Source organism: Flavobacterium tyrosinilyticum (assembly GCF_023656565.1).
In the GTDB taxonomy this organism is placed as follows: domain Bacteria; phylum Bacteroidota; class Bacteroidia; order Flavobacteriales; family Flavobacteriaceae; genus Flavobacterium; species Flavobacterium tyrosinilyticum.
On sequence record NZ_JAMOKG010000002.1, the window covers coordinates 805,033 to 819,089 of the forward strand.

The following is a 14,057-nucleotide window of genomic DNA, read 5'->3' on the forward strand; positions in this document are numbered from 1 at the left end:
TCTGCTTAATCTGCAAAATCTGCGGGAAAAAATTATACTCTCGCAGATTTTGCAGATTAAGCTGATTTTATTCTTAGTATTTTGGTAAAAAAAATCTGTATTAAATCAGCCTAAATCCGTTTAAAATCTGCGTGAAATTTTTACACAGATTTTTTTAGATTAGTTTTTAGAAAACTTTGCTTCAAAAGTTTTAAAACGGTTATCTAAATCTTTTATTAATTGTTTTTTTACTGATGCGTCTTGAATAAAACTGTAATTGATGCTGTTGTAAACGTATTTTTTAATTGTTTCGTAATTCACATCAGGATATCTTTTTGCCAGTAAAACATATTGTTCGGTCATATTGCTTCTTAAAATTCCCGCATCGTCTGTGCTGATTACAATTGGCACATTAAATTCTTTGTAAAGCGTAAACGGATGTCTGTTTTCTTTTACTTTCAAAATGAATTCATTACTGACTAAATTGATTTCAATCGGAATATTTTTTTGAGCCATATATTTCAATAAATCATAAGAATTGGCTTCGTAAGCGATATCAACTCCGTGTCCAATTCTGTTGGCACCTGCTACATAAACGGCATCATTAATATGCCAAGTCAATTCTTCTGGCTGAACTAAACCTAAAGTCAATTCACCAGCATGAAGCGTATATTTTACGTCAGGAAATTTGGAATGACAGTATTTAAACATCACCATGTGCAACCAATAATCTTTCATAGAAGTCTGTCCGTGTTCTGGCGAAACGATATTTACACCCGCAGTCAATTTACTTTCGCTTGACGAAATAAAAGCAATAACCAGATTTTTAAACAAATCTACCGGTTCCATAAAACGAAGCACAAAGTTTTGATAACGCATCGTGAATTTATCGTCATCCATTTTTAATTCCTTGTGCAGCTTGGCAATGAAATTAGTGTTGAAATCTTCAGCATATTTTTTAGCCTCTTTTTTCTGAAGTGATTTATACAATTCATCCAAAAGTTTCAGAACCGCTTTTTCGTCCTTTTGTTCTGAAGCTTGACGAAGTTTTGTATTGAAATCAGCTAAGTCAGAAACATTCATATCACATGGAATTGTTGATAGTTGCGTTTCAATATAAGTAACATTTTCTGCAATGGCGCGTTTTTTTAGTTCAAGCATTCCTTCTGCAAAATGACCTGCGATAGTGGGTTCAAATTTCATGAAAGAATCAAAAAACTGATCATCCGAAGGTACAGAACCATTATAATCTTTTACCGACCAAGTTTGCATGATCTGCTGTTCGTAATACTCTAATTTTCCTTTGTTATTAAGAGAAGAGAAGTTTTCCCAGTTTCCTTTTTCGGGTTTGGTTTTAGAAACTGCCATAGTTTCCAAATTTAAATAAAAGTCTTCTGCAATAGCTCTTTCTAAAAGAGGTTCTGCATAAACTGATCCTGAAAAATGGTGGTGTAAATCGCCTCCTTTAGGCATTTGTTGAAAGAAAGCCGTTAAGAGAGCTTCATTATTTCTGATTTTTTCTAAATAACTCTCAGCCGATTGAGAAAAGCCGATTTGTGCTATAAAAAAACAGAAAAGCGTAATTATTCTTGTCATACTCTAAGATTAAATTACGCGCAAATATACGAGTTTTCGGAGAATTTTGAAAATTTGTTTTTTGTTGTGGTGAGTTTTACCGCAAAGAGCGCAAAGATTTATCGCAAAGTTCGCAAGGTTTTATTACAAGCTTAACTTGATATAAACGAAAAAGTTCGCAAAGCTTTGTGAAAAAAACTTTGCGAACTTTGCGTAATCCTTCGCGTTCTCTGCGGTTAAGAAAAACTCTACTGCGGGCATAACCAGTTTTTTTTATCGCAAAGTTCGCAAGGTTTTATTCCAAGCTTAACTTAATATAAACGAAAAAGTTCGCAAAGCTTTACGAAAAAAACTTTGCGAACTTTGCGTAATCCTTCGCGAACTTTGCGGTTAAAAAAACTTAGAATCTTAGCATCTCAGAACCTTAGAAACTCAAGAAAAAAGTACATCACGAATTTCCTCAACTTTATCAAAAACGCTTTTGGCAAACGGACAAAGCGGAATAATTTTTAAGTTGTTTGCTCTTGCATATTCTACGGCAGCCATAACCAATTTTTTGCCAACGCCTTTTCCGTTAAAATCTGGGCTTACTTCGGTATGGTCAATAATGAATTTTGAATCTCCCACCCAAGTGTAAGTCATTTTTCCGGCTTCTTTTCCGTCTTCTATGGCTTCAAAATGGCCTTTTCTTGTATCGTTTATTTGTTGAATTTCCATGTTGTTTTATACTAAAGAAGTTTCTATTTTAATTGTATTTATAAGTGTTTTATGAACAGGACAGCTGTTGGCAATTTTCAAAATTCGCTGTTTTTGAGCATCATCTACATTTCCTGTAATTAAGATTTTGGTTGAAAACAAAGAAACGGTATGTTCTTCATTCTTTTCAAAATCTACCCAGATTGTAAGTTCTGAAACATCCCAAGCTTTGCGGTCAATGTACATTCTCAATGTAATTAAAGTACAGGAAGCGAGAGAAGAAGCTAGGAGCTCAAACGGACTAAAGCCTAAATTTTTTCCGCCCATTTCTTGCGGTTCGTCAGCAATTAGAATGTTGCCTGTTTTAGAAGTTATTTCTGTGCGATATTTTCGGGTGTCTATTGTTGCTTTTACTGTATCCATATTTATTTGATTCTTGGTTCTGGTAATGGCACAAATTCAGTTTCTCCTGGAACTTTCGGGAAAGTTTGATTTGTCCAATCTGTTTTTGCTTTTTCGATGAGGTTTTTGTCAGATGAAACGAAGTTCCAAAAGATAAAATGCTCTTCAGGAAAAGGCTGTCCGCCAAAGATATAAACAGTCGAATTCGCGGCAATTTCGAATTCGCAAAGAGAAGCTTCAGTTGTAATCAGAATTTGTCTCGGATCGTAAGTATGTTCGCCATTTTTAATGCTTCCATCTAAAATATATAAACCGCTTTCGCCAAATAAATGATGTCCAATATTGATTTTCTTCGCTTCTTTGCTTTTAATTTCAATAAAATAAAGCGGACTATAAACAGGAACTGGAGATTTTTTGCCAAAAGCTTCACCAGCAATTAATTTATATGAAACGCCATCTTCTTCCCAAGCCGGAATATCATCTGCTTCAACGTGTGTAAAATTAGGTTCCATTTGCTCCAATTCTTTTGGAAGCGCAACCCAAATTTGCAATCCGTGAAGCATTTTGTCTGAATGTCTTAAATATTCAGGAGTTCTTTCAGAATGAACTATTCCTTTTCCAGCTGTCATCCAGTTTACAGCACCTGGTTTTATTTCAAGTTCCGTCCCTAAACTATCGCGGTGCATAATGCTTCCTTCAAACAAAAATGTAAGAGTAGAAAGTCCGATATGCGGATGTGGAGGAACATCCATATTTTCATGATCACTTAAATGCGCAGGTCCCATATGATCGATAAATACAAATGGTCCGACAGCTCTTTTTTCACGGAAAGGCAATAAACGCCCAACCATAAAGTTGCCAATATTGGCAGCACGTTCTTCGATAATTAAACTGATATTTGACATGTGGTATTATTTGATTTGAAAACAAAATTACAGTTGTGATGCGTCTCTGTAACTTAATTTAGATTAAGAAAAGTTGTTTTTGGATTTTTGAATTATAAAAGTAAGGAAAACCTCCGAATAATTTATTTCATTTTTGTTATTGTAAAGTGAAGTGTATTTTTGCCAGACTGAGCGAAGTCGAAGTCCCGCATGCTGAATCACTTTGCGGGACTTCGACTTCGCTCAGTCTGACAACACTAAAGAGATTCTGTTTAATCAATCAACTCAAACTCCAAAACCTCACTCTCAGTTCCATTAATAATAATCGACAACTGATGCGCTCCAGTATGAAAAACTCGCGTCGTAATTAATTTAAAAGATTGATTTCTTTCGATTTTGGTTAATTGATTCGGCTGGTAAATTTTCTCACTGATTTTGAAGACTTTTTTCGCCAAATGCCCTTTTGCTTTTTTATAATGAACCGCATATTCTAAACGGATTGTTTTTGGTTCTTCGTTTTTATTATTTAAGTGAAATTGAAACTGCAAATAATCACCAATTTTTACAATTGGCGTTTTAATTTCAAATGAAGAAAGCTCAATATTGGTACTTTCTAAACCATAATGGCCTAAAATTTCAGGATGTCCTTGTTTCAATAAAGTTCGGCATCCGTGTTTGATGATTCCGTCGGTTTCTTTGCTGTGTCCTTTCCATTTATTGGCGATTTCTAATACAATCTGCGGATTATCTTTTGCAATATCATTTAAATTATTGGCAACGCTTCTGCGGACATATTCTGAGGGATCATTCTTTAAGTTCTCCAAAATTGGAAGAATAGACGAGGGGTCTTTTTTAAGAAACGGAATCGCCATTGCCCAAGGTAATCTTGGTCTTGAGCCTTCGCTGGCCAATCTTCTAACGTGATGATTTTCGTGCAATGACCATTGGATCATTTCTCTGATCATTTGTTCTTTGTATTTTAAGATAAAAGGACGAACGGCAAATTCGCAACTTATAAATTGTGTTATGGAAACAAAAGCTTTCACCGAAGTTTCAAAATCATCTAAGCCATACATTTCGATATAATCGGCAAAGAAAATGAAAGCCAAATTGCTGTCTGCAAAATTATTTCTCTTTAAATTTTCGATGATTTTATCAATTAAAGAAGTGGCTTCTACGAAATTTTGAGGCATGAATTGATGAAGTACAACTGTTGTGTGCTTCATTCTTTCTTTCCATTCTTTTAGAGCAAAATCACCTTCGTAAATGGTATCGATGAATTTCTTTTTGTCGAATGAAGGATGCACTTCGGCGACAGCCTGACCAAATTTTTCGTAAAAAGGAAGCGAGTAAATATCTTTAATTAATCCCATAAATTTTGCTTGATTGAACTTCAAAGATATTTAATTGAACACTTATTAAGAGATTAAGTTTTGTTAAGAATTGTAACTTTATTTTTCTGAATATCTTAATGGTTAAAAAAGAGATATTTAATGTTTTATGTGATTTTTCATGTTGTTAGAACTTTCAAATCCATAAAATATATCCTAATTTAGCATTATTATTAAAAACAGAAAAATGATAAGCAAAGCTCAATTTCAAGCAGAATTAAAACTTTTAATCAGTAATGCCATTAGAGAAGATGTTGGTCCAGGCGATTACAGTTCGTTGGCCTGTATTCCTGATACAGCACACGGTCAGGCTAAATTATTGGTAAAAGATCAAGGAATAATTGCTGGTGTTGAATTGGCTAAAATGATATTTGAGCATGTAGATCCGAAACTGAAAGTGAAAACTTTTATCGAAGATGGAACGCGTGTAGAGTATGGCGAAATTGTTTTTGAAGTTTCTGGGAGCTCGCAATCTATACTAAAAGCAGAAAGAGTTGTTTTAAATACGATGCAGAGAATGTCTGCAATTGCGACAAAAACAAACCATTTAATGCAACTTTTGGAAGGGACAAATGCAAAAATATTAGATACACGTAAAACAACTCCAAATTTTAGAGTTGCAGAAAAATGGGCTGTAAAAATTGGCGGAGGAGAAAATCATCGTTACGCTTTGTATGATATGATTATGTTGAAAGACAATCATATCGATTTTGCTGGCGGAATTACTCGCGCTATTTCTAAAACTAAAGAATATTTAAAGGAAAATAATCTGGATTTAAAGATTATTGTTGAAGCCCGCAATCTAGATGAAATTAGAGAAATTTTATTGAGTGATGGTGTTCATAGAATCCTAATTGATAACTTTAATTATGAAGATACCAAAACGGCTGTTGCTTTAATTGGTACAAAATGTCAGACAGAATCTTCAGGAAATATTAGCGAAAAAACAGTTCGCGAATATGCTTTGTGCGGTGTAAATTATATTTCGTCTGGAGCTTTAACACATTCTGTTTATAATATGGATTTGAGTTTGAAAGCGTTTTAAGGAAGTTATAAGTTTTGAGTTATAAGTTATGAGTTTTGTAAATCTAAAATCAGAACTCTGAAATCTAAAATCAAAAAAATATGTCGCAAGAGATAGAAGATCGGATTGAGAAACTGCCTGTGGTGCGGACTTTAGCCCGACTTTTGAAGAAAATAAAACTGCCTTGGCTGGAAGGATTTTCATTGTACGATTTATTAGAAATGTACACCATCGGGATTATTGATGGAGCTTTTTCGTATCATGCAAGTGCGGTTTCTTTTAGCTTTTTTATGGCTTTATTTCCTTTTGCGCTGTTTATTTTAAACTTAATTCCGTTTATTCCTATAGACAATTTTCAGGAAGATTTTTTGCAGTTTGTGCAACAGAGTGTTCCTCCGAATACGTTTGATGCTATTAGTAAAATCATCAGCGATATCTTAAATAATAGTCACTCAGGATTGTTATCGTCAGGTTTTTTGCTTTCGATATTCTTAATGGCAAATGGTATTAATGGAATTCTAAGCGGTTTTGAATCTTCCAAACATGTTTTTGATAAACGCGGTTTTTTTAGACAATATCTAGTTGCGCTTGCGATCTCTATTGTTATGACTGTTATTCTGTTTGTAACAGTAGCAACAATTGTGGTTTTCGAGGTATTTATTCAAAAAACGATAATTCAGGATGTACTGAGTGATAGAATTCCGTTGATCATTTTAGGAAGATATCTGTTTGTTGTTTTAATGATCTTGATAACATCTTCAATATTATTGCGTTATGGTACAAAACAGTATAATAAAGTGCCTTTTATAAGCATTGGTTCTGTTTTTACAACGGTCTTAATTGTTATATCTTCATTCTTTTTTGGGATTTGGGTTATAAAATTTTCAAAATACAATGAACTTTATGGTTCAATTGGGACATTATTAATTCTAATGTTTTATATTTGGATAAACTGTATGATTCTGCTTTTAGGGTTCGAATTGAATGCTTCTATCAGAAAATTAAAACAAAAAAAAGAAAAATAATATGAAAAATTTGATGCTAACTATCGGAGTGTTCTTCTTTGCGCTGACCATGCAAAGTCAAAGTGTAATTGGAAAATGGAAAACAATTGACGATGAAACAGGAGAAGCTAAATCTATAGTAGAAATCTATGAGAAATCAGGAAAAATATATGGTAAAGTAGTAGATATCCTTCGCGACAGCCACAAAAAAGATGTTTGTGTAAAGTGTGATGGAGCCGAAAAAAATAAGCCAATTTTAGGTATGGTAATCATGAATGGTCTTAAGAAAGATGGTTCAGAGTATAATGGAGGAACAATTTTGGATCCTACAAGTGGTAAAAAGTATAAATGTTATGTTACTTTAGAATCTGCAGACAAATTAAAACTTCGCGGTTATGTTGGGATTTCTTTGATGGGAAGAACGCAATATTGGACCAGAGTAAAAAACTAATTAAAATATAATGCGAAAAATTGCTTCAATAATTTTATTCTTAGTTATGGTTTCAAATAGCTTTGGACAATCTAAGAACTCGCCATTACAAATAAGTCATCTTACGGGTGACTTTTATGTTTATAAAACTTTTAACGAATACAAAGGGGTAAAGATTTCTGCTAATGCTATGTATGTCGTTACAAAAGAAGGTGTTGTTCTTTTTGATGCTCCATGGGATAAAACGCAGTTTCAGCCTTTATTGGATAGTATTGAAGCAAAACACAATAAAAAGGTAGTGATGGTTTTTGCAACGCATTCGCATGAAGATCGCGCGGGTGGATTGGATTTTTATAGAAAAAAAGGAATTAAAACCTACTCAGGTAAATTGACAGATGAAATCCTTAATGGGAATAAAGAAGGAAGAGCAGAATTTGTAATTCCAGATGATGCGACTTTTACAGTTGGGCAATATAATTTTGAAGTGTATTATCCAGGTAAAGGCCATGCACCAGATAATATTGTAGTTTGGTTTGGGAGAGAGAAAATTCTTTATGGAGGTTGTTTTATAAAGAGTGTTGAAGCACAAGATTTAGGGTATTTAGGCGATGCTGATGTTAAGGAATGGGAGAAATCCATAAAAAAAGTTCAGTCAAAATTTAAGAATCCGAAGTTTGTTATTCCGGGGCACGATGGAGGAACGACAAATGAATCTGTTGAGCATACTTTAAAGCTGATTCAGGATTATAATCTTTCAAATGACACTTCCTCTAAATCAGGTCAGAAATAATAACTGACTTATAATAAAAATCCATGCATTTCATTGAAGTTATTTTACCGCTTTCTTTAGCTAAGACATTTACATACCGAATTTCTGAAGCCGAATTTCATTTCATAAAAAAAGGAATGCGTGTTGCTGTGCCATTTGGTAAAAGCAAAATATATACAGCGCTTGTTCTGGATGTTCATGAAAATGCTCCAACATTATACGAAGCTAAAGAAATCCATCAAATTTTAGATGAAGTACCCATTGCGACCGAAATCCAGATTAAACACTGGCTTTGGGTTGCGAACTATTATATGTGCGGAATTGGAGATGTGTATCGAGGCGCATTTCCGAGTGGATTATTGTTGGAAAGTGAAACAATCATTTCGCACAAACCTGATGTTGTGGTAAATGACAGCGAACTTTCTGATGATGAATTCTTGATTTATGAAGCGCTACATCATCAAAGTTCATTAAAGATTCAGGAGATTACTTCGATTTTAAATAAAAAGAATATACTTCCAATTCTGCAAAAACTAATCGCGAAAGATATTATTTTTTTGGATGAAGAAATAAAAGAAACATACAAGCCAAAATTGGTTCGCTATGTTAAATTGCATTCAAAATACGAATCGGATAATGGCTTGGCTGGATTACTCGAAGTACTGAAAAGCGCTAATAAACAGAAAGAAATTGTTTTAAATTATTTTCAGTTAAATGCTTCTGAGAAAAAGCCTATTACGGTCAAAAAACTTACGGAAGTTTCAAATGTAACAGCAGCAGTTGTAAAGGCTTTAGTTGAAAAAGAAATTTTCGAAGAATATTATTTGCAGCATGATCGTGTTACATTTAACGGAGAAGTATCAGATAAGCAATTGCAGCTTAGTGAGGCTCAGGAAAGTGCTTTTTCTGGAATCAAAAATAGTTTTCTAGAGAAAGAAGTTTGTCTACTTCACGGTGTGACTTCTAGCGGAAAGACTGAAATTTACATCAAGTTAATTGAAGAGTATTTACAGACAGGAAAACAGGTTTTGTATCTATTGCCAGAAATTGCTCTTACTACGCAGTTGGTTTCGAGATTGCGTTTTCATTTTGGAGACAAAGTAGCTGTTTTTCATTCCAAATACAGTAATAATGAAAGAGTTGAGGTTTGGAGGCAAACGCTTGAAAATTCTCCAAAAGCACAAATTGTAATTGGAACAAGATCGGCTTTGTTTTTACCTTTTAATGATTTAGGATTATTAATTGTTGACGAAGAACACGAGCAGACTTTTAAGCAGACAGATCCTGCACCAAGATACCATGCCAGAGATGCTGCAATTGTTTTGGCTAATTTTCATAAAGCGAAAGTGTTATTGGGTTCTGCAACGCCTAGCATTGAGACCTATTTTAATGCCCAAAATGATAAATATGGATTGGTAACACTTTCTGAACGTTACAAAAATGTCCGCTTGCCTGAAGTGCTTTTAGTTGATTTAAAAGACAAGCATTTCAGAAAAAAAATGACGGGACATTTTAGCGATCTTTTAATCGAAGAGATTGCAGAATCGATGTCATTAGGTGAGCAGGTTATTTTGTTTCAAAATAGAAGGGGATATTCGCCTATAATAGAATGTTTGACTTGCGGGCACGTTCCGCATTGTCAGCAGTGCGATGTAAGTTTGACTTACCATAAGCATAAGAACCAATTGAGATGCCATTATTGCGGTTATTCTATAGCAAAACCTACAAATTGCCATAATTGCTCTAGTATAGATTTAACTACAAAAGGATTTGGGACTGAGCAGATAGAGCAGGAGCTGGCTTCGCTTTTTCCGAAAGCAAAAACAGCTCGAATGGATCAAGATACTACTCGAGGTAAATTTGGTTTTGAAAAGATAATCGATACGTTTAAAAATCGTGAAATTGATATTTTGGTGGGCACGCAAATGCTGGCCAAAGGACTTGATTTTGATAATGTAGGCTTAGTCGGAATCATGAATGCAGATAATATGCTCCATCATCCAGATTTTAGAGCTTTTGAACGTAGTTTTCAAATGATGACGCAAGTTGCGGGAAGAGCAGGGAGATCAGAAAAACAAGGAAAAGTTGTCATTCAAACTTACAATCCGAATCATAATACAATTCAACAAGTTACACACCATAATTATATAGGTATGTATAAAGAACAGTTGTATGACAGACAAATTTATAGATATCCGCCTTATTTCAGGATTATTAAGCTTACGCTAAAGCATAAAGATTTTGATAAATTGAAGGAAGGGGCTATGTGGCTGTATCAGGTTTTAAGTCAGAACTTAGGAATGCCTGTTTTAGGTCCAGAAGAGCCAGCGATAAGCAGAATACGTAATGAATATATCAGAACTATTTTAATAAAGATTCCTAATAATCTTCATTTAGGAAATACAAAAAAAACTATTCAGAAAATGCTGAATAGTTTTGAAGCTGTAGCTCAATACAGAGCTATAAAAGTTGTAGTAAACGTTGATTTTTATTAAAACGGTAATTAAGAAGAAGTTGAAAGTGCCTTTACTAGATCTTCTTTTTTATTGCGGCTTAGCGGTATTTTGGTAATGCCTATCTCGGCAAATTTACTATTGAAACGTTCGACCTTATCGATATTAATAATATACGATTTATGGACACGAATAAATTTGTCTTTCGATAAATCATTTTCAAAAGACTTCATAGTGGAGAGAACCAGATTGCTGTCATCCTCGGTTACTACTCTTACGTAATCTCCAAAAGCTTCAATCCATTTTATTTTTGAAGTGAAGATTTTAAGTTTTTTTAGATTACTTTTGATGAATATATGTTCGCCTTCTTCTTCTTTGATGTCTTTTTTTAGCAAATGCATATCAATTGCTCTCTTTACAGAGGCATTAAAACGATCTACTGCAATAGGTTTCTGAAGATAGTCGGTAGCGTCGTAGTCGAAAGCTTTAAGGGCATATTCGGCTTTAGATGTAATAAATATAATTTGCGGTTTTGATTTTAATCCGTCAAGAAAATCAAAGCCGTTAATAACAGGCATTTCAATATCAAGAAATATTAAGTCAATATTATTTAATGAGATACAACTTTTTGCTTCAATTGCATTAGAAAAATCCCCGATTAAATGCAAGCCTGGGTGATTATTGACCAATTTGGCAATAATTGTCCTTTGTATAGAACTATCATCTACAACAACACAGTTTAGTTTCATAACATTTATATTTAGAATAAATTCAGGATAGCAGTAGTAAATGTATTATTTTTTTGTAAAAAAAACTAAGGTTGAGGCATCTTTTTTGCATTATGACGAATAAAAGAAAAAAAATGTTGGATATGTAAATTAAATGCTTACTTTTGCACCCAATTTTAACAAATAAAATTTTTATTTATGAATCATTATGAAACTGTTTTCATTTTAAATCCCGTTTTATCTGAGGTTCAGGTGAAGGAAACAGTAACGAAATTTGAAGAATTTCTTACTAGTAGAGGAGCTGAAATGGTATCGAAAGAGGATTGGGGTCTTAAAAAAATGGCTTACGAAATCCAAAACAAAAAAAGTGGTTTTTACCATTTATTCGAATTCAAAGTAGCTGGAGAAGTTCTTTTAGCTTTTGAAACTGAATTCAGACGTGATGAAAGAGTTATGCGTTTCTTAACTGTAAGTTTAGATAAACATGCTATTTCATGGGCTGAGAGAAGAAGAGCGAAATTAAAATCTACTAAAGCGTAATTATTATGTCTACAATCGAGCAATCTGCAAAAGGAAAAAAAGACGGAGATATCAGATATTTAACGCCTTTAAACATTGAAACTAACAAAACTAAAAAGTATTGCCGTTTCAAAAAATCAGGAATCAAATACATCGATTATAAAGATGCTGATTTCTTATTAAAATTCGTTAACGAGCAAGGAAAAATTCTTCCACGTCGTTTAACTGGAACTTCATTAAAATACCAAAGAAAAGTTTCTGTAGCTGTAAAAAGAGCTCGTCACTTAGCTTTAATGCCATACGTGGCCGATTTATTAAAATAGTATAAAAAAATCTAGTCGCTGGTTTCTGTTTGATCAGAACCTAACTTCTAAAATATAAGGACAACAACATGGAAATTATTTTAAAACAAGACGTACAAAACCTAGGGTTTAAAGATGATGTAGTATCTGTAAAACCTGGTTACGGTCGTAACTTTTTAATTCCTCAAGGTTTTGCTACTTTAGCAACTCCTTCTGCTAAAAAAGTTTTAGCTGAAAACCTAAAACAAAGAGCACACAAAGAAGCTAAAGTTGTAGCTGATGCTAAAGCAATAGCTGAAACTTTAAAAGCTCTTGAAATTAAACTTACTGCAAAAGCTGGTGGAGAGAAACTTTTTGGTTCTATCACTAACATCGATATTGCTGCAGCTTTAGAGAAATCTGGTAATGCTATCGATAGAAAATTCATCACTAGCGGTGTTGTAAAACGTTTAGGTAAATACAATGCTACAGTTCGTTTACATAGAGATGTAATCGTTGAATTAGCTTACGAAATTGTTGCTGAAAAGTAATAGTTTTTAGATCTATACAAAAATCCCGATGAAAGTCGGGATTTTTTTGTTTAAGACAAGATTAATAGTAATAATTAGACTTATGGCTGTTGGCTTAGAGCTCACAGCGTAAAGCATAAAGCCTAAAAAAGAAATGAAATACGCAAGATTAACAAAAGAGCAGTTTGACGAATTACATGCTGAATTTGCAAGTTTTTTGGCAACACAAGCAGTAGACAGAAAAGAGTGGGAAGAGCTTAAGATTAATAAACCAGAAGTTGCAGAACAGGAACTTGATGTTTTTTCAGATTTGATTTGGGAAGGCGTATTAGGTAGAGCAGAATATTTGGAACATTTTTCTAAGAGCCATATTTTTCTGTTTCATTGTTTTGATACTTATATTAAGTCAATTGTTTTGAAAACTTTTTCTCCAGAGGTAGACTTTTTGACTAAAGAAGGGCTTCAATGGTTAAGCGATAATATGTTTACAGACAATATTGAAATGAAAGTTGGAAAGAAAGTGTTTACAGAGGAACGTAATTCTTCGATTTTTGAATTGATTAAACAAGGCGCTTTTTTAAGTGATGGGCAGTTGTTTAATCAAATTAATACAATTATAGAATCTTAAAATAATTTTTATAAGGTTTTTGAATAAGGCAGACAGTTGTTAGCAATTGTCTGCTTTTTTTTATTTTTTAACTTTTGTTTAATCTTTTTAAAAGTTTTGACCCCGTATTTCTACTTGTTTTTTTAAAACTCTTCATTTTTTTTGGATTTTTAGTTTTCGTGAAACAGTTTTGTGGCTATTGGTCTTTAATACGGATAGTTTTGTCGATAAAATTATTTAAAATGTAAGATTATTCTTTATTTAAATCGATTTAACATATTTTGTTTAATATTTTGTTTAATGTGAAATTTATAAGCTAATTATGTTAAAAGTAGCTATTTTCTTGATGTTTTGATGTGTCTATAATTTTGGAATTAAAGTTTTATGAATAAATTATAAGAATTTTATGTTTGTTTTATGTTTTTGTTTTTCCTAATTTTAGGTAACAAAAGTTAAACAAAATTTTTCTTTTGGTTTTCAAGACATACTGGTTAGAAAATTATATGCCATGTTGTTAAGATTGAAAATTGAGAAATTATACCACAACCTAATAAGTCTGCGTATGGAATTGACAATTACTTTCTTTATCAAATTTACCTTAATCGTACATTTTGTTTTAGTTTTATTTTTTAACCTATTTCGCTTACTTCGTTTCAACGATAAATTTGATCGTTACCTAATACTTAATTTTTTTTCAAAAGGCTTACCTTTTAGTTTGCTGTCTTTTAATTACCCCATTTGGCGGGCTAATGATAAGGGAGAATAATTTTATTGGATATAAATAG

15 protein-coding genes are annotated in these 14,057 nt (G+C 33.0%); 9 read left to right on the plus strand and 6 right to left on the minus strand.

Going from position 1 to position 14,057, the window contains the following annotated elements:
* Window positions 1–159: 159 nt before the first annotated feature.
* The 5 genes from NCC77_RS11340 to NCC77_RS11360 all read right to left on the minus strand — a co-directional run bounded on the left by NCC77_RS11340 (window position 160) and on the right by NCC77_RS11360 (window position 4,909).
* Window positions 160–1,575: an amidohydrolase family protein gene (locus tag NCC77_RS11340; RefSeq protein WP_250835660.1), complete on the minus strand. Its 1,416-nt coding sequence runs from the start codon at window positions 1,573–1,575 to the stop codon at window positions 160–162.
* A gap of 411 nt (window positions 1,576–1,986) precedes the next feature.
* Complete coding sequence (locus tag NCC77_RS11345) at window positions 1,987–2,271, minus strand: GNAT family N-acetyltransferase (protein WP_250835661.1); 285 nt, start codon at window positions 2,269–2,271, stop codon at window positions 1,987–1,989.
* Between the two features lie 6 nt (window positions 2,272–2,277).
* Complete coding sequence (locus tag NCC77_RS11350) at window positions 2,278–2,673, minus strand: OsmC family protein (RefSeq protein ID WP_095927723.1); 396 nt, start codon at window positions 2,671–2,673, stop codon at window positions 2,278–2,280.
* Between the two features lie 2 nt (window positions 2,674–2,675).
* Complete coding sequence (locus tag NCC77_RS11355) at window positions 2,676–3,557, minus strand: pirin family protein (RefSeq protein WP_250835662.1); 882 nt, start codon at window positions 3,555–3,557, stop codon at window positions 2,676–2,678.
* A 251-nt stretch (window positions 3,558–3,808) separates the two neighbouring features.
* Window positions 3,809–4,909 carry a DNA alkylation repair protein gene (locus tag NCC77_RS11360; protein ID WP_250835663.1) on the minus strand — a complete coding sequence of 367 codons (1,101 nt, stop codon included), beginning with the start codon at window positions 4,907–4,909 and terminating at the stop codon, window positions 3,809–3,811.
* Between the two features lie 205 nt (window positions 4,910–5,114).
* Between NCC77_RS11360 and nadC the strand changes: the two genes are divergently transcribed.
* The 5 genes from nadC (at window position 5,115) to priA (ending at window position 10,649) form a co-directional block, all read left to right on the plus strand.
* On the plus strand, window positions 5,115–5,972 hold the full coding sequence (gene nadC, locus NCC77_RS11365) for a carboxylating nicotinate-nucleotide diphosphorylase (RefSeq protein WP_095927720.1): 858 nt from the start codon (window positions 5,115–5,117) through the stop codon (window positions 5,970–5,972).
* Window positions 5,973–6,052: 80 nt separating this feature from the next.
* On the plus strand, window positions 6,053–6,976 hold the full coding sequence (locus NCC77_RS11370) for a YihY/virulence factor BrkB family protein (RefSeq protein ID WP_095927719.1): 924 nt from the start codon (window positions 6,053–6,055) through the stop codon (window positions 6,974–6,976).
* Between the two features lies 1 nt (window position 6,977).
* Window positions 6,978–7,406 (plus strand): DUF2147 domain-containing protein, encoded by a 429-nt coding sequence (locus tag NCC77_RS11375; RefSeq protein WP_250835664.1) that lies wholly within the window; start codon window positions 6,978–6,980, stop codon window positions 7,404–7,406.
* Window positions 7,407–7,416: 10 nt separating this feature from the next.
* Window positions 7,417–8,175 carry a subclass B1 metallo-beta-lactamase gene (gene bla-B1-FLAV / locus NCC77_RS11380; RefSeq protein WP_250835665.1) on the plus strand — a complete coding sequence of 253 codons (759 nt, stop codon included), beginning with the start codon at window positions 7,417–7,419 and terminating at the stop codon, window positions 8,173–8,175.
* 23 nt (window positions 8,176–8,198) lie between these two features.
* On the plus strand, window positions 8,199–10,649 hold the full coding sequence (gene priA, locus NCC77_RS11385; protein WP_250835666.1) for a replication restart helicase PriA: 2,451 nt from the start codon (window positions 8,199–8,201) through the stop codon (window positions 10,647–10,649).
* An 8-nt stretch (window positions 10,650–10,657) separates the two neighbouring features.
* Here priA and NCC77_RS11390 read toward each other — a convergent pair whose 3' ends face one another.
* The gene (locus NCC77_RS11390) at window positions 10,658–11,356 is read right to left on the minus strand and encodes a LytR/AlgR family response regulator transcription factor (RefSeq protein ID WP_008463025.1); all 699 of its coding nucleotides are present in this window, start codon (window positions 11,354–11,356) and stop codon (window positions 10,658–10,660) included.
* A 177-nt stretch (window positions 11,357–11,533) separates the two neighbouring features.
* On the opposite strand from NCC77_RS11390, the gene rpsF reads away from it, so the two are divergent.
* The 4 genes from rpsF to NCC77_RS11410 all read left to right on the plus strand — a co-directional run bounded on the left by rpsF (window position 11,534) and on the right by NCC77_RS11410 (window position 13,293).
* A complete protein-coding gene (gene rpsF / locus NCC77_RS11395; protein WP_068842999.1) occupies window positions 11,534–11,875 on the plus strand; it encodes a 30S ribosomal protein S6 in 342 nt (113 codons plus the stop codon).
* Between the two features lie 5 nt (window positions 11,876–11,880).
* A complete protein-coding gene (gene rpsR, locus NCC77_RS11400; protein WP_002987043.1) occupies window positions 11,881–12,177 on the plus strand; it encodes a 30S ribosomal protein S18 in 297 nt (98 codons plus the stop codon).
* A 68-nt stretch (window positions 12,178–12,245) separates the two neighbouring features.
* The gene (gene rplI / locus NCC77_RS11405) at window positions 12,246–12,686 is read left to right on the plus strand and encodes a 50S ribosomal protein L9 (RefSeq protein ID WP_095927713.1); all 441 of its coding nucleotides are present in this window, start codon (window positions 12,246–12,248) and stop codon (window positions 12,684–12,686) included.
* A 133-nt stretch (window positions 12,687–12,819) separates the two neighbouring features.
* Entirely contained in the window at window positions 12,820–13,293 is a 474-nt protein-coding gene (locus tag NCC77_RS11410; RefSeq protein WP_250835667.1) for a DUF6495 family protein, read from the plus strand.
* The last annotated feature ends 764 nt before the right edge of the window (window positions 13,294–14,057 follow it).

Excerpts from the sequence above, each read along its gene's own strand:
- NCC77_RS11370 (WP_095927719.1), top strand. The coding sequence starts at position 6,053 with ATGTCGCAAGAGATAGAAGATCGGATTGAGAAACTGCCTGTGGTGCGG.
- NCC77_RS11360 (WP_250835663.1), bottom strand. The coding sequence starts at position 4,909 with ATGGGATTAATTAAAGATATTTACTCGCTTCCTTTTTACGAAAAATTT.
- NCC77_RS11410 (WP_250835667.1), top strand. The coding sequence starts at position 12,820 with ATGAAATACGCAAGATTAACAAAAGAGCAGTTTGACGAATTACATGCT.
- NCC77_RS11390 (WP_008463025.1), bottom strand. The coding sequence starts at position 11,356 with ATGAAACTAAACTGTGTTGTTGTAGATGATAGTTCTATACAAAGGACA.
- NCC77_RS11345 (WP_250835661.1), bottom strand. The coding sequence starts at position 2,271 with ATGGAAATTCAACAAATAAACGATACAAGAAAAGGCCATTTTGAAGCC.
- priA (WP_250835666.1), top strand. The coding sequence starts at position 8,199 with ATGCATTTCATTGAAGTTATTTTACCGCTTTCTTTAGCTAAGACATTT.
- rpsF (WP_068842999.1), top strand. The coding sequence starts at position 11,534 with ATGAATCATTATGAAACTGTTTTCATTTTAAATCCCGTTTTATCTGAG.
- NCC77_RS11375 (WP_250835664.1), top strand. The coding sequence starts at position 6,978 with ATGAAAAATTTGATGCTAACTATCGGAGTGTTCTTCTTTGCGCTGACC.
- rpsR (WP_002987043.1), top strand. The coding sequence starts at position 11,881 with ATGTCTACAATCGAGCAATCTGCAAAAGGAAAAAAAGACGGAGATATC.
- NCC77_RS11340 (WP_250835660.1), bottom strand. The coding sequence starts at position 1,575 with ATGACAAGAATAATTACGCTTTTCTGTTTTTTTATAGCACAAATCGGC.
- NCC77_RS11350 (WP_095927723.1), bottom strand. The coding sequence starts at position 2,673 with ATGGATACAGTAAAAGCAACAATAGACACCCGAAAATATCGCACAGAA.
- NCC77_RS11355 (WP_250835662.1), bottom strand. The coding sequence starts at position 3,557 with ATGTCAAATATCAGTTTAATTATCGAAGAACGTGCTGCCAATATTGGC.
- rplI (WP_095927713.1), top strand. The coding sequence starts at position 12,246 with ATGGAAATTATTTTAAAACAAGACGTACAAAACCTAGGGTTTAAAGAT.
- bla-B1-FLAV (WP_250835665.1), top strand. The coding sequence starts at position 7,417 with ATGCGAAAAATTGCTTCAATAATTTTATTCTTAGTTATGGTTTCAAAT.
- nadC (WP_095927720.1), top strand. The coding sequence starts at position 5,115 with ATGATAAGCAAAGCTCAATTTCAAGCAGAATTAAAACTTTTAATCAGT.